The organism is Pseudarthrobacter sp. PvP090, from assembly GCF_040547365.1.
In the GTDB taxonomy this organism is placed as follows: Bacteria; Actinomycetota; Actinomycetes; order Actinomycetales; family Micrococcaceae; genus Arthrobacter.
Genome location: NZ_JBEPPO010000010.1, coordinates 119483 through 138951, shown reverse-complemented (window position 1 = coordinate 138951; position 19469 = coordinate 119483). Strand labels below are relative to the sequence as shown.

The following is a 19469-nucleotide window of genomic DNA, read 5'->3' as shown; positions in this document are numbered from 1 at the left end:
TGGGTGGGTGTGGTGAAGCCTCGCCGGCCGGGTGATGCGGTGCCGGTGAAGCGGTGGTTCAGACGGGTTAGATGAACGCGGCGGTGCTGATGCCGGCGGCGGTGAGGGCCGCGCGGACGGCGGCGGCCATGGTGACGGCTCCCGGGGAGTCGCCGTGCACGCAGATGCTCTCTGCGCGGATTTTCAGGATGGAACCGTCAATCGTGCGGACGGCGGAATCGGCGGCCATCCGGAGGACATGCTCAGTGACCTCCGCGTGGTCGTGGAGGACGGCGCCGGGCAGCGTGCGGGACACCAGGGTGCCGTCCGGGTTGTAGGCCCGGTCTGCGAAAGCCTCGGTCACGGCGCGGAGGCCGGCGGCCTCGGCCAGGCGGAGAACTTCCGAGCCCGGCAGGCCCAGGATGGGCAGGTTCGGGTCGACGGACTTCACGGCGTCGACGACGGCTTTCGCCTGCGCCGTGTGCGCCACGATCGCGTTGTACAGCCCGCCGTGCGGCTTGACGTAGGTAACCTTGCCGCCTTCCGCGGCAGCCAGGGCCTGCAGGGCACCGATCTGGTAGACGACGTCGTCCGCCAGTTCGATCGGGTCGATGTCCAGGAAACGGCGGCCGAACCCGGCGAGGTCGCGGTAGCCGACGTGGGCGCCGATCACGACGCCGGCGGCAACCGCCTCCCTGCATGTCCTGCGGATCACACTGGGATCGCCGGCATGGAAACCGCAAGCCACATTCGCGCTGGAAACCGAGCGGAACATCGCCGTATCGTCTCCCAGGCTCCAGCGCCCGTAGGACTCGCCGACGTCGCTGTTCAGGTCGATGGTTGCCATTTGTGATCCTCGTCTCATTGGTATCCCTTATCTAGGATGCCTCAAATCTACGGATTGTTCAACAATTCTTCGATTCCACGATGTGACGATCGTGTAAATTCTCATGTATGACGAGCTCCGAAGCAGGATTCCGCGGCATTTCCGGCCCGACCCCCGCCGGCGGGAAAAAGGCGGCCGGCACGGCCGGCGCGGCCCTGGGGGCTGCGGCCCGGTTGCGGGTGGCCATCCCCTCCGTGGCGGACCGGGTGGCGGCGGAGCTGCGCCTGCAGCTGGCGGAAGGGCTGCTGCTGCCGGGCGCACGGCTGACCGAATCGACCATCTCCGAAGAGCTGGGCGTCTCCCGCAACACCGTCCGCGAAGCCTTCGCCGAACTCGCGGCCGAGCGGCTGGTGGTCCGGCATCCGAACCGGGGTGTCTTCGTTGCGAGCCTGGGGCCGGGCGACATCCACGACGTCTACACCGTGCGCCGGTTCATCGAAGTGAATGCCATCCGCGGCGGAGGAAGCCCCGAGGGGGTGGCTGCGGTCCGCGCGGCCGTGGAGGAAGGCCGGGCCGCGGCGGCAGCGGACGACGAGGAGGCCCTCGGCAGCGCGAACCAGCATTTCCACGGCGCGATCGTGGCACTGGCCGGGAGCCGGCGGCTCAACACGATCATGGCCCAGGTGCTGGCCGAGATGCGGCTGTTCTTCCACAAGGCCACCGTGGATGCGCATTTTTACGGCAGCTACCTCGATGACAACGAGGAGATCTGCAAGGCACTCGAAGCCGGCGAGCTGAACCGTGCCGGGAACCTGCTGCTGGCCTATCTGGACCGCTCGGAAGAGAAGCAGAGCGCGGTCCACGGGGACTGAGCGCGCGCACGGCGAGGTTCGCGACGCGCCTTCCATTCCGCGCGGCGCTAAATTCCTGCCGCTACCGGAATACCGGCGCGCCAAGTATTCCGCGATCGTGGTGAGGGGCAGCTCGCCCGGAGCCGACATGTGGTCGTCAAACCCGACGACGGCGACGTCCCCGGGGACTGCCCGCCCCGGCGACTAGGCGCGCGGGGCAGGCAAGCCTTCGACGCGGCTTCCGTCCTGCGCGGCGCTAATTTCCTGTCGACGCCGGAATACCGGTGTCGACAGGAAATCCGCGCCGCGTGGAGAAAGTTCCGCGTCGTCAGGACCGAAATGCGCATTCGCCGAGCTTCCGGCTGGCTAATTCCCCGGGCGTGACGCGGCCGGCCGCCCGCGCACGGAGGCCGCTGCCCAGACCGCCAGCAGGCAGGCCACCAGCAGCAGCCCGGCCTCGCCCAGGTCGATCTCCCCCAGCCAGGTGGTCACGGGATCCTCGAGCCCGAATGCGGCGTTGACGAACCCGCCCAGGGTGATGAATGAAATGGCCAGGGCAGACACCGCGGAGATGCCGGTGATCAGGGCATTGAAGCCCAGTTTCCGCTGCGGATTGTGGATGGCGGAGCTGTACATGCGCATCATGGCGACCCCGTTCGCGGTGTCGCACAGCGTCATCGCCGCGGCGAACGCCAGCGGCAGCGCCAGGAGGGCCAGCGGGGAGACTCCGGCCAGAGACGCGGCCGTCGCCATCACCAGCAGGCCGATCGTGGTGGCCGTGTCGAAGCCCAGCCCGAACAGGAAGCCGATGACGTAGATGTTCCGCGGCCGCCGGACACGGGACAGGGGTTTCGCCAGCAGCCGGGCCACGAATCCCTTCGCCTCAAGATCCTCCGCCCGCACCGCTCCGCCGCCCTGCACCCTGCGGTACGCCTCCGCCGCCCGGATGAAGGCGGATCCGTTGAACAGCCCCATGGCCAGCAGGAAGATCCCCGACACGCCGCTGCCGATCAGCCCCAGCACAAGGTTGCCGGTGGTGCCGTCCTGCATGAACTGGCCGACCATGGAGGCGCCGCCCACCACGAGGATGCCGGCCAGGATCACCACCGAGCTGTGGCCCAGGCTGAAGGCGAACCCGACGCTCACCGGGTCCTGGCGCTGCGCCACGAACTTGCGGGTCGAATTGTCAATGGCGGCGAGGTGGTCCCAGTCGTAGCTGTGCTTGATGCCCGCGAGATACGCCGTCAGCACGAGGCCCAGCGCCAGCGGCTCACCGGCCGTCACCAAACCGCCGAGAAGGAGCACGACGGCGGCCGCGTGCAGGGCAGCCACGGCACCGAAGGTGGCAATCAGCCGGGTCCGCAGCGGGAGCTGCTCGCGCTGACGGTAGAGAGCGGCATATCCGGCCAACGTGGTCATCAGTATTTCCTTAGGTCCAGCGGCGCCGTGCCATGCCACCGCTGCCGGAGCAGGGCACTGCAGGCGCCCAGGAGCCGGTTGAGTTCTTCGGTGCTGTTCGACAGGGAGCGGAGCACCAGACCGCTGATGCCATCCACTGTGGCAGTCAATGAGACGCCTGTGTAGGCCTCCTGCCCGTCGGCCAGCGCGTGCAGGTCGTCCGCGAGGGCCTGGTCGACGCGCTCGTCGACGGCGATCAGGGATCCGACGTGGCTGAAGCCCTCCATAAATCCCATCCCCGTCACGTCGTGCGCCGGCGGCCGGATCAGCAGGTTGTCGAGGGCCAGCAGTCCGCTCCTTCCCCTGGATTCGACCCGGATTTCGGTCCGGAGCCGCAGTTCCTCGTACCGGAACGAGGCACCGTCCGGAGACCAGCCGGGGGTGATGACCTCGGACATGACCAGGCTCGACGTCGGGTGCACGGTGATGTGGGTGTTCTGCCGGTAGCTGGCCTCCCGGTAGGCGATCAGCTGGTCCGGGGCCAGCTCCAGCTGCGATCCCGCCCCCAGCCGCAGCCGCATCCGCTGCTCCGCAAAGCAACCCGGCGTCCGGTAGATCTTCGTGGCCGACTGCGTGGTGAGCAGCAGCTTCGCCCCGTCCGCCACCTCCACGTCCATGACGTAGAGATCGGCACCCAGGTACGCCCCGCCCGGATTCACCACGACATAACAAACCTGCCCAGAGTCATCCAGGTAGTGCGGCCGCAGAACCCGCAGGGCGCCCTGATGAAACTGATGCTCAGCCACCGACCGTCCTCCCCGCACGGCGACGCGCAAGGCAAGCTGCCCCATCGGTGCGGCAACAGCAGCGGGAGCGGCCGCCGTCGTGCTCATGACGCCAGGTCGAGCATCAGGACATCGCGCCGCACCCATTCGATGACGCGGTCCAGTCCCTCGTCCGTCTTGAGGTTGGTGAAGCAGAACGGCTTCTCGCCCCGGAATTCGCGCGAATCCCGTTCCATCACGGCGAGATCCGCGCCGACGTGGGGCGCGAGGTCGGTCTTGTTGATGATGAACAGGTCGGACTTGATCATGCCCTGGCCGGCTTTGCGGGGAATCTTCTCGCCCTGGGCCACATCGATGATGTAGATGGAGAAGTCGACCAGTTCGGGGCTGAAGGTGGCGGAGAGGTTGTCCCCGCCGGACTCCACAAAAATCACCTGCAAATCCGGGTGCCGATTTTTGAGCTCCTCGATGGCCGCCGTGTTCATCGAGGTGTCCTCGCGGATGGCGGTGTGCGGGCAGCCGCCGGTCTCCACCCCGATGATCCGGTCGATCGGAAGGATCCCGTTGGCCGCCAGGATCTTGGCATCCTCGATCGTGTAGATGTCATTGGTGATCGCCGCCATGGAGATCTCCCGGCTCATGTGGCGGGTGAGGCGCTCCACGAGCTGGGTCTTGCCGGCGCCCACCGGGCCGCCGATGCCGATTTTGATGGGCTCAGACATATTCTTCTCCAGACATATTTATTTCGGGGCTGACTTAACTCATGAACATGCGGGCGCGCTGGCGCTCGTGCCGCATCTGCGAAATTTCCAGGCCGGGGCTGACCGCGCCAAAGTCCGACCGGTCCAGGCTGCCGGCGCGGACGACCGCGGCAGCGACGTCGTCGGCCGCCCTCCGCAGCAGCCGCTGCCCGGCGTTCTGCCCCAGCGGGATCGCACGGACGGCGTTCTGCGTCAGCGACGTGACCGCGGCGAACAGGTAGGCGGCAAGGGCCTCGGGCAGCGGAACCCCCAGGGAACGCGCGACGACGGCGAACGCCAGCGGCTGGTGGCCGGCGGCGCGGCCGGAACCCACCAATTCCCGGTACTCCGCCAGCTCAGGGGACGGGAAGATCTCGGCGCCGATCTCCAGGAGCCGGGTGCCCATTTTGGTGCTGGCCTCGCGCAGCTGCCGGGGCAGCAGCTGGGCCGTCAGCAGCGCATCCAGCTCGGGCAGGGGGTCGCCCTCGTACAGGAAACGGATGGCCAGGGCGTCCGAGTGGCCCAGCTGCTGACCGACGAAGACGGACAGCCACACCCCGAACGACTCCTCGTCGTGCACCAGCCCGCGGTCAAGGTAGGTCTCAAAGCCCAGCGAGTGCGCGAACGCCCCGGTGGGCAGCGCCGAGTCACACAGCTGCTGCAGGGCCAGCTGGTAGGACGCCGGACTAGTGGGAGTGTTCGGCATGGCGGAAGGGGACGGGCATCACGCGCTCCTGGCGGTCATAGGGCGCTCCGACGTGTTTGAGGTAGTCCTCCACCGTGTGGTCGTACTGGCAGACCATCACGGCGGCGCCGTACTCGGAGGATGCGTCGAAGAACTGGGCCTGCAGGTGCCGGTTGCCGAGGGAATGCGCCACCACGCCCATCTCGTGGATGGAGCGCGGCGCAATGACGAGGACGTCGGTGGGCAGCACCGACACGACGATCATGTTGGCCTCCGCGACGTGCAGGATGTCGCCGTCGCGCAGGTCCCCGGAACCGGAGGGGAGGCGGATGCCGAGTTCCTTGCCATGGTCGGTGGTGACGCGCTGGACGCGTTTGACCAGCTGGGCGCTGGGGAGCACGACCTTTTCGCGGTGGAGCCCGGCGTACGGGTCGGGGCCCGGAGGCAGGTCGTGCGTGTTGCCGAGGACCTTTTCGATGATCATGCCTGTCTCCTCTGGAAGCCTAGAAAAGGAAGTAGCGCTGCGCCATGGGCAGCACGTCGGACGGTTCGCAGGTGACGTCCTCGCCGTCGACCGTCACCTGGTACGTTTCCGGGTCCACCTCGATGTCCGGGGTGGCGCCGTTGTACTTCAGGTCCGCTTTCGTGAGGCTGCGGATGCCGGACACGGGCCGGATGACCTTCTCCAGTCCCAGCTCCGCCGGGACCCCGGCGTCGATGGCGGCCTTGGACAGGAAGGTGATGGAGGACTGCTGCAGGGCCTTGCCGTAGGCGGCGAACATGGGACGCATGGTGCGCGGCTGCGGGGTGGGGATGGAGGCGTTCGCGTCACCCATAAGCGCGTAGGCGATCTGCCCGCCCTTGAGCACAAGTTCCGGCTTGACCCCGAAGAACGCCGGGTCCCAGAGCACCAGGTCCGCGAACTTTCCGACTTCCACCGAGCCGATGGAATCCGCCATGCCCTGCGCGATGGCCGGGTTGATGGTGTACTTCGCGACGTAGCGTTTCAGGCGGAAGTTGTCGCTCTCCGCGCCCAGGCCGGACGCGGCGCCGTGCGCGCCGCCGTCCGGGTCCCGAAGGACACCGCGTTGCTTCTTCATCTTGTCCGCGACCTGCCAGGTGCGGATGACCACCTCGCCAACACGGCCCATCGCCTGCGAGTCCGAGGAGGTGATCGCAAAAATCCCCAGGTCCTGAAGCACGTCCTCGGCGGCGATGGTCTCGGCGCGGATGCGGGAGTCCGCGAACGCCACGTCCTCCGGGATGTCCGGGTTGAGGTGGTGGCAGACCATGAGCATGTCCAGGTGCTCTTCGATGGTGTTGCGCGTGTACGGCAGCGTGGGGTTGGTGGAGGCCGGCAGGACGTTGGGCAGCCCGGCGATCTTGATGATGTCCGGGGCGTGCCCGCCGCCGGCGCCCTCGGTGTGGAAGGTGTGGATCACGCGCCCGTCGATGGCCCGGATGGTGTCCTCCACGAAGCCGCACTCGTTCAGGGTGTCGGTGTGGATGGCCACCTGGACGTCGTAGCAGTCCGCGACCTTCAGCGAGGTGTCGATCGAGGACGTTGTGGAGCCCCAGTCCTCATGGACTTTCAGCCCGATCGCGCCGGCGCGGATCTGTTCGGCCAGGGGTTCGACGGCGGAGGCGTGCCCCTTGCCGAACAGGCCGATGTTGATCGGGAGCCCTTCGGCCGCCTGCAGCATCCGCTGGATGTGCCATTTGCCGGGGGTGACGGTGGTGGCCTTGGTGCCCTCGGCGGGACCGGTGCCGCCGCCGATCATGGTGGTCACGCCGCTGCAGAGGGCGGCGGGGACCTGGTCCGGGGAGATGAAATGGATGTGCGAGTCCACGCCGCCGGCGGTCAGGATTTTCCGCTCCCCGGCGATGATTTCGGTGCTGGCGCCGATGACGATGTCCACGCCGTCGGCGATCTGCGGGTTGCCTGCCTTGCCGATCCGGAAGATGTGGCCGTCCCGGAGCGCGACGTCGGCCTTGTAGATCCCGGTGTAGTCCAGGATGACAGCGTTGGTGATGACGGTGTCGGGAACTCCGCCGCCGGAACCAACACCGCCGGAACCAACACCGTCGCGCGTCACCTGGCCGTTCTGGCCCATGCCGTCGCGGATCACCTTGCCGCCGCCGAAGACCACTTCCTCGCCGTACACGGTGAGGTCCTTCTCGATCTCCAGGAAAAGTTCGGTGTCGGCGAGGCGGATGGAGTCGCCCGTCGTTGGCCCGTACAGGTCCGCATACTGCCGGCGGGATAACTCGAAACTCATCTGCGTCCCTCCAGAGCGCCGTTGACCGCGTTGCTGAGGCCGTAGACCTCGCGCCGGCCGGCGAGTTCGATCAGCCGGACGGTCTTGCTGTCCCCCGGCTCGAAACGGGCCGCCGTGCCCGCCGGGATGTCCAGACGCCGGCCGTAGGCGGCCCGCCGGTTGAACGTCAGGGCGGCGTTGGCTTCGGCAAAGTGGAAGTGCGAGCCCACCTGCACGGGCCGGTCGCCGGTGTTGGTCACCACGACGTCGACCGCCTCCCGGCCGGCGTTGACCAGCACGGGCTCGTGGCCCAGGACGTATTCTCCGGGAATCATCTCGGTGCCCCTATCGGATCGGGTCGTGGACGGTGACGAGCTTGGTGCCGTCCGGGAACGTGGCTTCGATCTGGACGTCGTGGATCATCTCCGGCACGCCCTGCATGACATCCTCGCGGCGGAGCACGGTGGTGCCGTAGCTCATCAGCTCCGCCACGGTCCTGCCGTCCCGGGCGCCCTCGATCAGCTCGTAGCTGATGATGGCCACCGCCTCCGGGAAGTTCAGCTTCAGCCCCCGCGCCTGGCGCCGGCGGGCGAGGTCGGCCGCGACCACGATCATGAGCTTTTCCTGCTCACGGGGCAGAAGATGCATGACGGGATCCCTTCAACACCGGCGGTCACGGGCCTGGCGGCGCCGCGGTGTTGCCAGCGTAGAGGGAGAAGGTTTCCTGCAGGTTTCCGGCGCAACAAACTGCGGCGCAGCAGACGCCAGCGGAGTCCCGGTCAGCCGGTCAGATGGCCGGCAAGGTTCCTCCAGTGACGGCCCGCGGCCAGCTTCCGCTCAGGAGCGCTTGTTAGGGTGGAGGCATGAAACTCCGCCTTGCCGCCGTGTCCGCCGCCACCCTAATGATCGCCCTGACAGGCTGCGGCCAGGTGCAGGACGCCGCCAACAAGGCCGTCAGCGACGGCGCCTCCCAGGTTGCCACGGCGGCCGGGAGTGAAGTGAAGAAGCAGGCCTGCACCCTCGTCGAGGACGGCCTGGTCAGTGTCCAGGACAAAGAGCTGCTGGGTGGTCTGGTCGCCGGCGCCGAGACCTCCGGTGTTCCTGCCGAGATCACCACCCCGCTGCGCCAGATTGCTGACTCCGGCGACCAGGTTCCGGCCGATTCCGTCAAGGCCCTGCAGGACGCCTGCGCCAAATAACCCTCCCGGGGCAGCCGCCTAGCGCTTGCCCTTTTTCCGGGACCCCTTGCCCCGGCCCTTGTCCGGGTTGGGGGCGTAACGCTGCGCCACCTTGGGCTTCTTGACCGCTGGACCGCGCCGGTCCGGCTTCGGTTCCTTCTTGGGCTTTTCCTGCTGGGCGGAGGGCTGGCGGGAGCTCGCGGCGGTCCGGCCGCGGACAATCCCGATGAATTCCTCGATTACCTCGTCCGTGCTGTCGCTGGGCCATGCCACGGCGATCTCCGTCGTGGGGGCCCCGGTGAGCTGGCGCGCCACGGTGCCTTTGACGTTGAAGTGGCGGGCCACGGACATCGGCAGGACCACCAGGCCGGCGCCGGAGGCCACCACCTGCAGGGCCATCTCCGGTCCGCCGAGTTCGGCGACGTCCAGGAACGTCTCGTTGGACAGGTCGGCGAAGGCCACCTCCTCGAACACGGAGATCTCGTGTCCCTTGGGCGCGACCACCACGGGCTGTTCCTCATAAAGGGGGATCACACTCAGGCCCTCGCGGTCCACCGGCAGCCGGACGAAGCTCAGGTCCGCGGAACCGTCACGCAGCACGCTGATCTGGGCGCCTTCCTCGGACATAAAGGAGCGCAGCGGAACGTCGGGCATCCGCTCTTCCCAGCGCCGGGTCCACTTGCCGGGCGTCACGCCGGCGACGTAGGCGAACCGCAGCTCCCGCACGGCATCTTCGGCCGGAACGGCGGCGGTTTCGTCGGGGGTCTGGGGTGTTTCTTCTGCTGCGGACACATGTTCACAGTACCGCCCGGCCCGGCGCATGGCGGGTGTCAGTGCTCAATGCCGGTGCCCAGCCGGCCGCTGGCCGGATACCCTTGAAGCATGACCTCTGCAAACTCCCAGTCCATGAAGCCGGCCACCGTTGCCAAGAAGCTTGGCATCTACCTGCCCGCAACACCCCAGGAGTTCCAGGATTCGGTCATCACCCGCGCCGATTTCGCCGAACTCCAGGCCAACCCGCCGGAATGGCTCGCCGAACTGCGCCGCAACGGCCCGCACCCCCGCCCGGTGGTCGCGCAGAAGCTCAACGTCTCCATCAGCGGCCTGGCCCGCGGCGGCGTGGAGGAAGCGCTGACGACGGCGGAAATCACCGCGCTGCTGCAGGCTCCCCCGGCATGGCTGGTCGCCGAACGCTCCACCCACGCCGCCGTCCGCGCCGAGGCCCAGCGGGTCAAGGACGAGGCTGCGAAGAAGGACGCCAAGAAGGCACGCACCGCCGCCGAGTAGCGGCTGCTGCACGGCACGTCCCGGACCGGCGGGAGTCCGTCCTGGCTCAGTCCTGGTGGAGCTGGACGAAGTTCCCGCACCCGTCGTCGAACACCGCAGTGGTGCCGCCGGGACCGTCGGAGGGTTCGCCCTGGAAGATCACGCCCTTGGCCGTGAGCCGCTTGAACTCAGCCCGGACGTCGGTCACCCCCATGACGATCGCGGGCAGCCCGGCGTCGTGGCATCCGTTCATGTAGGCGGCCCCGATCGGGTTGTCGCTGGGCTCCAGCAAGAGCCCCACTGATCCGCCGCCGGACCCGGCCGGGTCCTTCACGATGTACAGGTTGTGCTCCGGCATGGCCAGGAGGCTCTCAAAGCCCAGGATTCCGGTGTAGAACTCGAAAGCGGCGGCGGGGTCCTTGACGTGGATACTGCACATTTTCAGTCGCATGGGCCCTAGGCTACGCCGGGACGGACCTCGCTGTGAACCGGACCCGCCGCGGCGGACTCCCGCCCAGTTCCGGGACCATTGACGGCCCGGCTCCAATGGATTCCAATGGAATCAGCGGAACCGTGCCCGTCCGGGCCGGATCCCTGGAGGTGTTGGAATGCCGTCCCTGTTCGAGTCCGCCCCCTTCGCGCTCTGGCAACTACTGGTCCTGGCCGTCGTCGTCGTGGGCGCGTCCGGAGCCTCGGTCTATCTGGTCCGCAAGCATGTGGCTGCCGACAGCGACGGCCTGCCGGATGCCGTGTTCTGGGACGTCTTCGCCGGACTCGCCATCGTGGCGCCGGCCGTGATCCTTCCCGCCCTGGCGGCACCGTGGGCCGGCCTGCTGCTCGGTGTTCTCGCCGTGGCGGCCGCTGTTGCCTCCTACTTCTGGACTCCCAGGGTCTTCAGCCGGCGGGCAGCCCGTCGGGCCTCGCGGGACATTGCGGCCAGCAACGAGGCGGCCGCGGTCCGGCACCGCGGCGCCCTGGCCAGATGGCAGCGCTACGAACTGGACCCCGCGCACAGCATCGACTACCCCGCCATGAGTGATCCGCGGCAGCCGGAGACGGCCGCCCTGATCCGGGCGATGAGGGACGCGGAGCGGCTGCGCGGCGGGACGGACGACGGGTATGCCCAGGCTGTCGATCGGCTGGAGCAGGCCCTCGCCGACGCCGAGCGGGCCGCGGGCGTCGCGCATGACGCTCCGACCCGCAGAAGTTAGCCCCGTGGATCCGGCCCACGCTGACACTGTGCACACCGCCCGCTGAGCCCTGCTGAGAATACGACCCGCATTGCACGGCCACCCCGGAAGGACGCCCCCATGGCAGACATCACCATCATCGGCAGCGGCAACATGGCACGGGCGATCGGAACCCGCGCCGTGGCAGCGGGCCGTTCGCTCCAGATCCTCAGCAGGTCCCCGGAACACGCCGCCAACGTGGTGGAGATCAGCAACCCGATCGATGCGGACACCTTCGATTCCCTCACCGTCGAGCCGGGGTCCTCGGCCGCCGAGGAGATCGCGTCCTTCGCGGCGGCCGCCGGCCTGCGGCGAACGGCGCAGAACCTGGAGTTCCGGAGCGGGGCCTAGAGTTCGACCGTGCCGCTTTCGCCCACGCTCATCCGGCTGTGCAGGACCTTGGACTTGACCCACTGCAGCACCGTCGCGGCGGTTCCGCCCGGGCTGGTCCAGTATTCGGCGGAGTCGGAGTCAACGTGCAGCAGGACCACCTCCGGGGTGTCCGGGCCGTCCGGGAACCAGGCCTCGACCATCTGGTTCCAGAGTTCGTGGATCTTCTGGCGGTCGGTGACGACTTCCGCCGTGCCGGCCACCGACACCCATTCCGTGCCCTTGCCGAAGGAGACGTTGACGCCCGGGTGCGCCCGGACATGGGCCACCTGGGACGTGGTGGCGGACGTGAAGAACCACATGTCGCCGTCGTCCTTCACGTCCTGGACGGCCAGCGGCCGGCTGACCAGTGCGCCTTCCTCGTTGACGGTGGTGAACATCCCGATCCGCGAATCGTTGATGATGTCCGTAACTTTGCTGATGTTTTCTGCGTCCGACATGCTGTCACCTCGTTCTGGTTCCGAACGGGGGAAGGTCCCCCTCCCGCCAGCCTATTGGTAAGTGTGCTTACTTTCCAATGGCTGCCGGACGGAGGACCTTCCCGGGTGGTGCGGCGCGGGTCTAGTATCCCGTGGGCAGGACCTTGCCCTTGAAGAACTCCGGGCGGACCTTGGCCATGACCAGCATGAGCACCACGCCCAGCAGGATCACACCCATGCCCAGGACGAACACCAGGCCAATGCCGCCGACGGATGATCCGGAACCGTATGCCGGGTCCATGGAGTCATAGGCGGTCTTGACGAACATCACCAGCAGGATGACGCCGCCCAGGAGCGGGGCGAGGAACTTGAAGAAGAACGCCCGTGCCCCGGTGAAGGCCTCGCTCCGGAAGAACCACACACAGGCCAGGGCGGTGATGCCGTAGTAGAAGCAGATCATCATGCCGAGCGCGGTGATGGTGTCCCACAACGCGTTCTCGGACGTGGTCCGGGTGATCACATAGAACCCCGCCGCGGCGATGGCCGCCGCGATGGTGGCGTAGCTCGGGGACTTGAAGGTCGGGCTGATCTTGCCGAACTGGGTCGGCAGGGCCTTGTAGTGGCCCATCGCCAGCAGCGTCCTGGCCGGCGAGACAAACGTCGACTGCAGGGACGCGGCCGAGCTGCTCAGGATGGACAGGGACATCAGGATGGCGAACGGCCCCATGACCGGTCCGGCGAGGACGGCGAAGATGCTGCCCTGGTTTTCCGGGTTGCCGGCTCCCAGGCCTTCCTGGCCGACGCCGGCATACGTCAGGGTGGCCAGTGCGACGGTCATGTAGATGATCACGATGACAAGCACGGTGACGGTGGCCGCGCGGCCCGGGGTCTTCTCCGGGTTGCGGGTTTCCTCGTTCATGGTCAGGGTGACGTCCCAGCCCCAGTAGATGAAGATCGAGAGGGAGACGCCGGCGGCGAAGGCCGAGAAGGATTCGACGGCGAACGGGTTGAACCACTCGGGGGTGATCGCGGTGGCATCGAAGGCGGTGCCGTTGGCGACATGGCTGAAGGCGGCGACAGCAAACCAGCCGAGCACGAAGAGCTGGAACGCGACCAGCACGTACTGCACACCCTTGGTAGTTTCCATGCCGCGGTACGAGATCCAGCAGGCCAGCGCGATGAACACCAGCGTGGTGGCGATGTTCAGCGGTAGGTTCAGGGTCAGATCAGCCAGTTCGGGGTTGCCGAACAGCTGGGCCAGCATGAGGTAGAAGAAGTCCACGGCCACGGCGGCCAGGTTGGACAACACGATGATCGTCGCGGCGATCAGTCCCCAGCCGCCCATCCAGCCGATCCAGGGGCCGAAGGCCCGCGAGGCCCAGGTGAAGGAGGTTCCAGCGTCGGGCATGGCGTTGTTCAGTTCCCGGTAGCCGAACGCGACGAGCAGCATCGGGATGAAGCCCACCAGGAAGATAGCCGGTAGCTGGACACCGACTTCGGCGACCGTGGGTCCCAGGGCAGCGGTCAGCGTGTACGCCGGGGCAATACAGGACACGCCGATGACGACGGCGCCGATCAGGCCTACCGATCCGGCTTTGAGGCCCTTGGCGCTCAGTCCCGCGTGGGTGTCGTGTGAGGCCTTGGCCGTCACGTGTTCGGTGCTCATTGGGTTGCCTCTCCGGACGTGTCATTCGACGTGGGGTGGTTCTGGTGCTTGAGTTCGTAGCCGCTGGGCACCACGAGCATCGGCACCGGCAGGGCGCGCAGGATCCGGTTGGCCGTGCTGCCCAGGAAGATGGAGCGGCCCTGGGCCAGGCGGCTCGAACCGATGACCAGGACCTCCCCGTCCTCCCAGTCGAGGCCGTCCACGGCCTCCTCGATGCTCCGGCCCTGCGCGACGACGACGTCCGTCTTGGCTGCCAGCTGGACGCCCGACGGGCTGACCGGCGCGGCTGCCGCGACGGTCTTCTCCGCGTACTCGCGGGCGGCCCCGGCGGCGGCCGGGTCGCCGCCGTCGAGCGCCAGCAGCGACACCACGCGCAACGGGACCTTCCGGTTCGCCGCCATGCCGATGGCGAAGTCGAGCAGTTTTTCGGCTCCGGCCCGGGTGCCGAGTCCGCAGCTGATCCGGGTCAGGGCCTCCTGCCGGTAGTAGCCGTGGGGTGCCAGGGCCACCGGCACCGTGGATGCGTGAAGGAGTGCGCTGGCCACCGAACCGATGGTGAACCGCTTGAACAGGCCGGTGCTGGTGGCCCCAATGACCAGGACGTCCGCCCCGAGTTCCTCGGCGGCCTCGATCAGCGCCTGGGCGTCCGAGTCGCCGGTGCGGATGTGCGCCTGGGCGGGGACGTCGGCCGGGACGAGAGCCAGGGCCTCGTCGAGCCATTGGCGTGCCTGCTCGTTCAGGAGGTTCTCGAAACCTGCCTTGGGTGCATGGGCGGCGCCGAACTGCTGGACTTCCGGCACCACCAGGACGAGATCCAGGCTGGCACCGCGGCCGCGTGCCAGCGAGACGGCCAGATTGACGGCATCATGGCCTCTGGCATTGGCTGAATACCCCACTACGTAACGCATCTGGCCGATCCTTTCTGATCTGTTGGAGTTGGGTGGAAGCGCCGGGGCTAATGGGAGGCCACGGAGGTGCGGTCTGCCGCGGCGACGATCCGGGCCGCCGTCTGGCGTCCCATCCGGACCGCGCCGTCGACGTGCTGGTAGCCCTCGGCGGCGAGGTCCGAGGAGGACCAGTAGATCGGGCCGACCGGGGCGTGCTGGTCCTTGCCGTAGCGGTGCAGTCCGCCGAGGTCGTAGCTGGAGGCGTAGGCGCCGCGGGTCCATTCCTCAGAGCCCCAGTCCGATTCGTAATAGACCTCCGGTTCGAGGGCCTTGTCCCCGAGGAATCCGGCCATCGATTCGAGGATGGCGCGGCGGCGGTCCTCAGCGCTGAGCTCGAACATGGCATCGGCCTTCTCATCTGAGACGAAGCCGACCAGGGTGCCGCGGGTGTCGTCGTGGTTGGTGTTGTCGTAAACCTCCTGGACCAGGGCGCCGGCGCCGAAGCAGGTTCCGGAGAGGCCGTCCTCGCGCCAGAACGGGGTGCTGTAGACGGCGTGGACCTTGATGACCAGGCCGAGTGACTGGTGCTGGTGCATCTGGTGCTGGCGGCGCGGCAGCGGCGGGTTGAAGGAGACCCGGGAGTAGAGGTTCGGCGGCACGGCCATGATGACGAAGCGCGCATTCACGGTGGCGCGCTCCGACACAGCGGTCACCCGCTGGCCGCTGCCTTCTCCGTCGGGGGCCGGTCCCCAGTTGATGGTGCGCACCGGGCTGTCCAGCACGACGTCGTCACCGAGTTCAGCGGCGAGCAGCAGGGAGAGCTGCTGCATTCCGCCGATGACGCGCTTGTCCAGGATGAAGTCCTCGTCGGTGAGGTGGGTGAAGGATCCGGCGGAGGCGGCCATCAGCACTGCCTGCAGCGCGGAGAAGGCGTGGGCGGGCTTGGTCAGCATGCCCCCGGCAATGAAGAGCCCGATGTTGTTGCAGGCTTCCTCGTCCGAAGAGTTCTCCCGCAGCCAGTGGTGGAAGGAGATGGTGTCCAGCTCGCGGGCCTTGGGGTGCGCCCACGGCTCGGTGGGGCCGATCTCGGCGGCGAGGGAATCCAGCAGGGCGGTGAGTTTGTCCATCTCGGCCGCGGTGGTGTCGCTGACCGGGAAGGTTTCGCCCGTGTACAGGGTGCGCTTTCCGTCGGAGCCGATGTAGACGGATTTGCCGTCGCGGTAACGGGAGTAGGTCTGCAGGCCGAGCTCGTCGAGGAGCGCCAGCAGCTCGGTCTGGTCCGGGGAAACCCACTGGCCGCCGATCTCCAGCATGGCGCCGTCGATCGTATCGGTCCAGGTGCGGCCGCCGACGCGGTCGCGCGCCTCCAGGACGGCCACGCTCAGGCCGGCCTTCTTCAGTTCCCGGGCTGCGGTCAGCCCGGCGGGGCCTGCTCCGACGATGACGACGTCGCGGTCAAGTTCCAGCATGATGTCCTCTCCGTGGCCGCTGAAGTGATGCGGACCACTAAATGAATGCCGTTCATTTAGGATTTACTATAGACCCTTCGGAGGCATCAGGGAAGACCCCCTGACAGGGAAATCCGGCCGGCAAAGTGCCCGTAAAGTAGGGGCACAATGGGAGCACCCAGGAGACCGACCGGAGAAAGGCCAGCAATGCCGGCACCAACCAGCGCCCCTGCCGATCCACACCGTCACGACGCGAAACCGCGCCGCCGGGTGGGCAGGCCCGCGGCCGCCGTCCTCGACCAGGACGGCATCACCGCGGCGGCGCTGCAGCTCATTGGGAAGAGCGGCTATGAAGGGTTCACAATGGCGGCCCTGGCGCGGACGCTGAACGTGGCGCCGTCGGCCCTGTACAACCATGTCTCGTCCAAACGCGACGTGCTGGTCCTGGTCCAGGACCACCTGACGTCGTTTGTTGATGTGTCCGCCTTCGACGCCGAACCCTGGGACCAGGCCGTGCGCCGTTGGGCATGGAGCTACCGCGACGTGTTCTCCAAGCACACGCCGCTGATCCCGGTCATCGCCGTGCTCCCGGTGACCGACGCCCCCAAGACACTGGCCATGTACGAGGCGGTCGGTGCCGGGTTCGCCCGCGCGGGTTTCCCGCAGGGGCGGATCGTTTCGGCAATCGTCGCGTTGGAGTCCTTCATCTTCGGCTCCGCCTACGACGTCACGGCGCCGGAGGACATCTTTGACTCCGGCAGCATGGCGGACTCGACGCCGAACTTCACCGCTGCCGTCCAGCACCAGGACCTGGAAGGCTACGACAAGCCCGCCGACGTCGCCTTCAACCTGGGCCTGGAGGCGATGATTGAGCGCTTCGGGGCGCTCCGCGGCTGACCTCCAGAAAACAACGCGCCGCACGTGCGCGCCCGGCCGGTCACGCCGACGTCGATGCTGGCTGCCCGGACCTCCTCAGCATGGCGCCCTCCAGGAGCGCCACGACCGTGTACAGGATGATCGACACGAGCGTGATCACCACCACCAGCGCCCACACCTCGTTGTTCCTGGCGCGCGAGACCGCGGAAATGATCGCGTAGCCAACCCCTTGGCCGGTGGCCAGCCATTCGGCCAGCAGCGCCCCCGTCACCGCTCCCGGGATGGAGACTTTGACCGCTGTGAAGAAGGCGGGAAGCGACGACGGCAAGGCGACTTTCAGGAGGGCCGTCCACCGGGAGCCGCCGTAGACATCAATGACCTCCAGCATGGCCGGTGACGCCGAGCGAAGCCCGAACACGATCGTCACCAGGGCAGGAAACAACACCACGATCCCCCCGATGGCGGCCACGGCTGGTTCCTGCCGCCCGAATATAAGGATGATGATGGGCGCCAAAGCAACCAGCGGCACGGAGCGCAGCAGCATGGCGATTGGCATCAGCGCATTCTCCACTCCGCGGAAGAGAACAAAGACCGCCGCGATCACCACAGCCCCCGTCATCCCGGCGGCAAAGCCGAGAAAAGCGTCGATCATCGTCTGGCCGAGGTTCTGCAAGACGGACTGCCGGTTCCCGGCCGATGCCGGGACGGTGAAGAGGAAGTTGAAGACATCCAGGGGGCCTTTGCCCACGAAGGGCGAGATGTTGAAGAGCTTCAGCAGCGCCACCCAGAGCAGCAGCACAGCGGACAGGGACACCAGCAGCCCCAGGGCCGCACGGCCGAGGCTCTTGACGACGGCGGGGCCATGGGTTCGCGGTGTCATCGGGAGGCCCCCTGGCGGCCGGCGGACCACGGAGTGACGAACCGTGCGATCACGGCAAAGACGCCGTACCCGGCGCCGGCCAGGAGTCCCGCGGCCAGGGCGACGCCCCATGCCCGGGCGATTTCCAGGTTCTGCTGGGCGTTGACCAGCGCCGGGCCGATCCCGCGGTCCACTCCTCCCACGTATTCGCCTAGGACTGCCCCCAGCACGGCGGCGGGAACAGCGATCTTGAGTGCGGTGAGGATCCCCGGCAGGGCCGAGATGAGCTGCACTTTGACCAGTTGCTTGAACCTGCCGCCGCCGTAAACGGCAACGAGGTCCAGGCTGGCCTGGTCCGCACTCTTCAGCGCGGAGAGGGCGCCTACCACTGTGGTGAAAAAAACAGAGATGCCGGCAAGGAGCACGGCTGTTCCCGATGCCTCGCCGGCCGCGGGCGATCCGATCACAATGAACGCCAGCGGCCCGATGGCCACTATCGGCAGGCAGTAGCTGATGACGGCCAGCTGGGTGACCAGCCGCTCCAGGGCCGGCATCACGAGCACAGTGCCGGCCAGCAAGAGCGCCGCAATGTTGCCCCAGAAATAGCCGGCCGAGGCCTCCGCGACCGTGACGGCAAGGTTTGGCCAGTAGAAGCCGACGCCGTCGCCGGCCAACTGGCGGACCACCTCGCCCGGGGTGGGGACGGCGCCGCCCGTCCCGTCGGCTGCGGCTCCCACCCCTGACAGCACGGTGGCCGCGGCCAGCCACCAGAGCGCAACGGTGGCTGCCACCCCGATTCCGCCCGCGGCCCACGGCGGAAGCGGCCGCGAAACGGCTGCTGCCTTCGTGTCCGTCCTCGCGTCAGTCGTCATCAAGGGACCCTCCCTCCCCCCGGCGCGCACCGACGTCGCCGAACAGCAGCTCCGACGCCCGGTCGCACAGGGCGTGGAACTCCGGGGTCCGCATCATCTCCGGTGTCCGCGGCCTGGGCAGGTCAACAGGGATGATCTCCTTGATCCGGCCGGGCCTTGCACTCATGACGGCGACGACGTCGGAGAGGAACATTGCCTCCGCGATTCCATGGGTGACCATCAGCGTGGTGGCCGGCTTCTCCGTCCAGATGCGCAGCAGTTCAAGGTTGAGCCGCTGACGCGTCATGTCATCCAGGGCACCAAACGGTTCGTCCAGCAGGAGCACCGACGGCTTGAGTGCCAGCGCCCTGGCGATGGAGACCCGCTGCCGCATGCCGCCGGAGAGCTGCGCCGGTTTGGCCTTTTCGAACCCCCTCAGGCCGATCAGCCCCACCAGCTCGTCCACCATGGCATGGTCAACGGGCAATCCGGCCACTTCAAAGGGCAGGCGGATGTTCGAGACCACGCTCCGCCAGGGCAGGAGGGCCGGATCCTGGAAGGCGATCCCCAGTTCGTGCCGGGTGCGCAGCTCAGCCGGGGTGTGGCCATCCACGGTGACCTGGCCGGTTGTGGGGGTTTCCAGGCCGGCCAGGATCCTGAGGATGGTGGACTTGCCGCATCCTGAGGGCCCCAGCAGGGACAGGAACGTTCCCTGCGATGTCATCAGGTTGGCGTCTTCCAGGGCCACGACGCTCTTGCGGCCCATGCTGAAACTCTTGCCCAGCCGGGTGAGCGATATGCCGGTTCCGGAGAGCATGCCGTCGGAGACGGTAGCCGTGCTCACGTCAGTCATTTGTCCTACTTAGGTTCGTGCTGCT

The 19469-nt window shown here is 67.6% G+C and carries 24 protein-coding genes; 6 read left to right on the top strand and 18 right to left on the bottom strand.

The features are described from left to right. Positions 1-67 precede the first annotated feature (67 nt). The gene (locus tag ABIC21_RS13380) at positions 68-826 is read right to left on the bottom strand and encodes a LamB/YcsF family protein (protein ID WP_354350880.1); all 759 of its coding nucleotides are present in this window, start codon (positions 824-826) and stop codon (positions 68-70) included. Between the two features lie 107 nt (positions 827-933). Between ABIC21_RS13380 and ABIC21_RS13375 the strand changes: the two genes are divergently transcribed. Next, entirely contained in the window at positions 934-1677 is a 744-nt protein-coding gene (locus ABIC21_RS13375; RefSeq protein WP_354350879.1) for a GntR family transcriptional regulator, read from the top strand. Between the two features lie 345 nt (positions 1678-2022). On the opposite strand, the gene ABIC21_RS13370 is transcribed toward ABIC21_RS13375, so the two are convergent. Genes ABIC21_RS13370 through ABIC21_RS13335 form a run of 8 tightly spaced genes read right to left on the bottom strand, consistent with a single transcriptional unit; the run spans position 2023 to position 8170 of the window. Continuing rightward, positions 2023-3075, bottom strand: coding sequence for a HoxN/HupN/NixA family nickel/cobalt transporter (locus ABIC21_RS13370; RefSeq protein ID WP_354350878.1), 1053 nt, complete (start codon positions 3073-3075; stop codon positions 2023-2025). After that, complete coding sequence (locus ABIC21_RS13365; protein ID WP_502936000.1) at positions 3075-3905, bottom strand: urease accessory protein UreD; 831 nt, start codon at positions 3903-3905, stop codon at positions 3075-3077. Before ABIC21_RS13365 ends, ABIC21_RS13370 begins: the two co-directional genes overlap by 1 nt. Before the next feature lie 38 nt (positions 3906-3943). Continuing rightward, complete coding sequence (gene ureG, locus ABIC21_RS13360; RefSeq protein ID WP_354350876.1) at positions 3944-4561, bottom strand: urease accessory protein UreG; 618 nt, start codon at positions 4559-4561, stop codon at positions 3944-3946. Between the two features lie 34 nt (positions 4562-4595). Continuing rightward, the gene (locus tag ABIC21_RS13355; RefSeq protein ID WP_354350875.1) at positions 4596-5285 is read right to left on the bottom strand and encodes an urease accessory protein UreF; all 690 of its coding nucleotides are present in this window, start codon (positions 5283-5285) and stop codon (positions 4596-4598) included. Then, positions 5266-5748, bottom strand: a complete 483-nt coding sequence (ureE, locus tag ABIC21_RS13350; protein WP_354350874.1) for an urease accessory protein UreE — start codon at positions 5746-5748, stop codon at positions 5266-5268. The genes ABIC21_RS13355 and ureE overlap by 20 nt, the downstream gene beginning before the upstream one ends. A gap of 19 nt (positions 5749-5767) precedes the next feature. Then, positions 5768-7543 carry an urease subunit alpha gene (gene ureC, locus ABIC21_RS13345; protein ID WP_354350873.1) on the bottom strand — a complete coding sequence of 592 codons (1776 nt, stop codon included), beginning with the start codon at positions 7541-7543 and terminating at the stop codon, positions 5768-5770. Further along, positions 7540-7857: an urease subunit beta gene (locus ABIC21_RS13340; protein WP_354350872.1), complete on the bottom strand. Its 318-nt coding sequence runs from the start codon at positions 7855-7857 to the stop codon at positions 7540-7542. Before ABIC21_RS13340 ends, ureC begins: the two co-directional genes overlap by 4 nt. Positions 7858-7867: 10 nt before the next feature. Beyond that, complete coding sequence (locus ABIC21_RS13335; protein WP_354350871.1) at positions 7868-8170, bottom strand: urease subunit gamma; 303 nt, start codon at positions 8168-8170, stop codon at positions 7868-7870. Between the two features lie 215 nt (positions 8171-8385). On the opposite strand from ABIC21_RS13335, the gene ABIC21_RS13330 reads away from it, so the two are divergent. Further along, positions 8386-8721: a hypothetical protein gene (locus ABIC21_RS13330; RefSeq protein ID WP_354350870.1), complete on the top strand. Its 336-nt coding sequence runs from the start codon at positions 8386-8388 to the stop codon at positions 8719-8721. A gap of 18 nt (positions 8722-8739) precedes the next feature. Here the strand turns inward: ABIC21_RS13330 and ABIC21_RS13325 are convergent, their stop codons facing one another. Continuing rightward, complete coding sequence (locus ABIC21_RS13325; RefSeq protein ID WP_354350869.1) at positions 8740-9492, bottom strand: LysR family substrate-binding domain-containing protein; 753 nt, start codon at positions 9490-9492, stop codon at positions 8740-8742. A gap of 90 nt (positions 9493-9582) precedes the next feature. On the opposite strand from ABIC21_RS13325, the gene ABIC21_RS13320 reads away from it, so the two are divergent. Then, positions 9583-9987 carry a DUF5997 family protein gene (locus ABIC21_RS13320; RefSeq protein ID WP_354350868.1) on the top strand — a complete coding sequence of 135 codons (405 nt, stop codon included), beginning with the start codon at positions 9583-9585 and terminating at the stop codon, positions 9985-9987. A 46-nt stretch (positions 9988-10033) separates the two neighbouring features. Here the strand turns inward: ABIC21_RS13320 and ABIC21_RS13315 are convergent, their stop codons facing one another. After that, entirely contained in the window at positions 10034-10417 is a 384-nt protein-coding gene (locus ABIC21_RS13315; protein WP_354350867.1) for a VOC family protein, read from the bottom strand. A gap of 157 nt (positions 10418-10574) precedes the next feature. Between ABIC21_RS13315 and ABIC21_RS13310 the strand changes: the two genes are divergently transcribed. Continuing rightward, positions 10575-11177, top strand: coding sequence for a hypothetical protein (locus ABIC21_RS13310; RefSeq protein ID WP_354350866.1), 603 nt, complete (start codon positions 10575-10577; stop codon positions 11175-11177). 99 nt (positions 11178-11276) lie between these two features. After that, a complete protein-coding gene (locus ABIC21_RS13305) occupies positions 11277-11546 on the top strand; it encodes an NAD(P)-binding domain-containing protein (RefSeq protein WP_354350865.1) in 270 nt (89 codons plus the stop codon). Here ABIC21_RS13305 and ABIC21_RS13300 read toward each other — a convergent pair. The 4 genes from ABIC21_RS13300 to ABIC21_RS13285 all read right to left on the bottom strand — a co-directional run bounded on the left by ABIC21_RS13300 (position 11543) and on the right by ABIC21_RS13285 (position 16026). Next, positions 11543-12025, bottom strand: coding sequence for a pyridoxamine 5'-phosphate oxidase family protein (locus ABIC21_RS13300; RefSeq protein ID WP_354350864.1), 483 nt, complete (start codon positions 12023-12025; stop codon positions 11543-11545). The two genes, ABIC21_RS13305 and ABIC21_RS13300, sit on opposite strands and share 4 nt — an antisense overlap. Positions 12026-12146: 121 nt before the next feature. Beyond that, complete coding sequence (locus tag ABIC21_RS13295) at positions 12147-13670, bottom strand: APC family permease (protein WP_354350863.1); 1524 nt, start codon at positions 13668-13670, stop codon at positions 12147-12149. Next, positions 13667-14578 (bottom strand): universal stress protein, encoded by a 912-nt coding sequence (locus tag ABIC21_RS13290; protein WP_354350862.1) that lies wholly within the window; start codon positions 14576-14578, stop codon positions 13667-13669. Before ABIC21_RS13290 ends, ABIC21_RS13295 begins: the two co-directional genes overlap by 4 nt. Before the next feature lie 47 nt (positions 14579-14625). After that, positions 14626-16026, bottom strand: a complete 1401-nt coding sequence (locus ABIC21_RS13285) for a flavin monoamine oxidase family protein (RefSeq protein ID WP_354350861.1) — start codon at positions 16024-16026, stop codon at positions 14626-14628. 186 nt (positions 16027-16212) lie between these two features. Here ABIC21_RS13285 and ABIC21_RS13280 point away from each other — a divergent pair, with 186 nt between their 5' ends. Then, positions 16213-16902, top strand: a complete 690-nt coding sequence (locus tag ABIC21_RS13280; RefSeq protein WP_354350860.1) for a TetR/AcrR family transcriptional regulator — start codon at positions 16213-16215, stop codon at positions 16900-16902. A 40-nt stretch (positions 16903-16942) separates the two neighbouring features. Here the strand turns inward: ABIC21_RS13280 and ABIC21_RS13275 are convergent, their stop codons facing one another. From ABIC21_RS13275 to ABIC21_RS13265, 3 genes are read right to left on the bottom strand one after another with little or no spacing between them, the layout of a single operon-like run. Further along, a complete protein-coding gene (locus ABIC21_RS13275) occupies positions 16943-17761 on the bottom strand; it encodes an ABC transporter permease (protein WP_354350859.1) in 819 nt (272 codons plus the stop codon). After that, entirely contained in the window at positions 17758-18612 is an 855-nt protein-coding gene (locus tag ABIC21_RS13270) for an ABC transporter permease (RefSeq protein ID WP_354350858.1), read from the bottom strand. The genes ABIC21_RS13275 and ABIC21_RS13270 overlap by 4 nt, the downstream gene beginning before the upstream one ends. Next, on the bottom strand, positions 18602-19444 hold the full coding sequence (locus tag ABIC21_RS13265; protein WP_354350857.1) for an ABC transporter ATP-binding protein: 843 nt from the start codon (positions 19442-19444) through the stop codon (positions 18602-18604). The genes ABIC21_RS13270 and ABIC21_RS13265 overlap by 11 nt, the downstream gene beginning before the upstream one ends. Between the last annotated feature and the right edge of the window lie 25 nt (positions 19445-19469).

Bases quoted from the DNA above. Each gene is read 5' to 3' on its own strand.
- ABIC21_RS13380 (WP_354350880.1), bottom strand. From the start codon at position 826: ATGGCAACCATCGACCTGAACAGCGACGTCGGCGAGTCCTACGGGCGC.
- ABIC21_RS13375 (WP_354350879.1), top strand. From the start codon at position 934: ATGACGAGCTCCGAAGCAGGATTCCGCGGCATTTCCGGCCCGACCCCC.
- ABIC21_RS13370 (WP_354350878.1), bottom strand. From the start codon at position 3,075: ATGACCACGTTGGCCGGATATGCCGCTCTCTACCGTCAGCGCGAGCAG.
- ABIC21_RS13365 (WP_502936000.1), bottom strand. From the start codon at position 3,905: ATGGGGCAGCTTGCCTTGCGCGTCGCCGTGCGGGGAGGACGGTCGGTG.
- ureG (WP_354350876.1), bottom strand. From the start codon at position 4,561: ATGTCTGAGCCCATCAAAATCGGCATCGGCGGCCCGGTGGGCGCCGGC.
- ABIC21_RS13355 (WP_354350875.1), bottom strand. From the start codon at position 5,285: ATGCCGAACACTCCCACTAGTCCGGCGTCCTACCAGCTGGCCCTGCAG.
- ureE (WP_354350874.1), bottom strand. From the start codon at position 5,748: ATGATCATCGAAAAGGTCCTCGGCAACACGCACGACCTGCCTCCGGGC.
- ureC (WP_354350873.1), bottom strand. From the start codon at position 7,543: ATGAGTTTCGAGTTATCCCGCCGGCAGTATGCGGACCTGTACGGGCCA.
- ABIC21_RS13340 (WP_354350872.1), bottom strand. From the start codon at position 7,857: ATGATTCCCGGAGAATACGTCCTGGGCCACGAGCCCGTGCTGGTCAAC.
- ABIC21_RS13335 (WP_354350871.1), bottom strand. From the start codon at position 8,170: ATGCATCTTCTGCCCCGTGAGCAGGAAAAGCTCATGATCGTGGTCGCG.
- ABIC21_RS13330 (WP_354350870.1), top strand. From the start codon at position 8,386: ATGAAACTCCGCCTTGCCGCCGTGTCCGCCGCCACCCTAATGATCGCC.
- ABIC21_RS13320 (WP_354350868.1), top strand. From the start codon at position 9,583: ATGACCTCTGCAAACTCCCAGTCCATGAAGCCGGCCACCGTTGCCAAG.
- ABIC21_RS13315 (WP_354350867.1), bottom strand. From the start codon at position 10,417: ATGCGACTGAAAATGTGCAGTATCCACGTCAAGGACCCCGCCGCCGCT.
- ABIC21_RS13310 (WP_354350866.1), top strand. From the start codon at position 10,575: ATGCCGTCCCTGTTCGAGTCCGCCCCCTTCGCGCTCTGGCAACTACTG.
- ABIC21_RS13305 (WP_354350865.1), top strand. From the start codon at position 11,277: ATGGCAGACATCACCATCATCGGCAGCGGCAACATGGCACGGGCGATC.
- ABIC21_RS13300 (WP_354350864.1), bottom strand. From the start codon at position 12,025: ATGTCGGACGCAGAAAACATCAGCAAAGTTACGGACATCATCAACGAT.
- ABIC21_RS13295 (WP_354350863.1), bottom strand. From the start codon at position 13,670: ATGAGCACCGAACACGTGACGGCCAAGGCCTCACACGACACCCACGCG.
- ABIC21_RS13290 (WP_354350862.1), bottom strand. From the start codon at position 14,578: ATGCGTTACGTAGTGGGGTATTCAGCCAATGCCAGAGGCCATGATGCC.
- ABIC21_RS13285 (WP_354350861.1), bottom strand. From the start codon at position 16,026: ATGCTGGAACTTGACCGCGACGTCGTCATCGTCGGAGCAGGCCCCGCC.
- ABIC21_RS13280 (WP_354350860.1), top strand. From the start codon at position 16,213: ATGCCGGCACCAACCAGCGCCCCTGCCGATCCACACCGTCACGACGCG.
- ABIC21_RS13275 (WP_354350859.1), bottom strand. From the start codon at position 17,761: ATGACACCGCGAACCCATGGCCCCGCCGTCGTCAAGAGCCTCGGCCGT.
- ABIC21_RS13270 (WP_354350858.1), bottom strand. From the start codon at position 18,612: ATGACGACTGACGCGAGGACGGACACGAAGGCAGCAGCCGTTTCGCGG.
- ABIC21_RS13265 (WP_354350857.1), bottom strand. From the start codon at position 19,444: ATGACTGACGTGAGCACGGCTACCGTCTCCGACGGCATGCTCTCCGGA.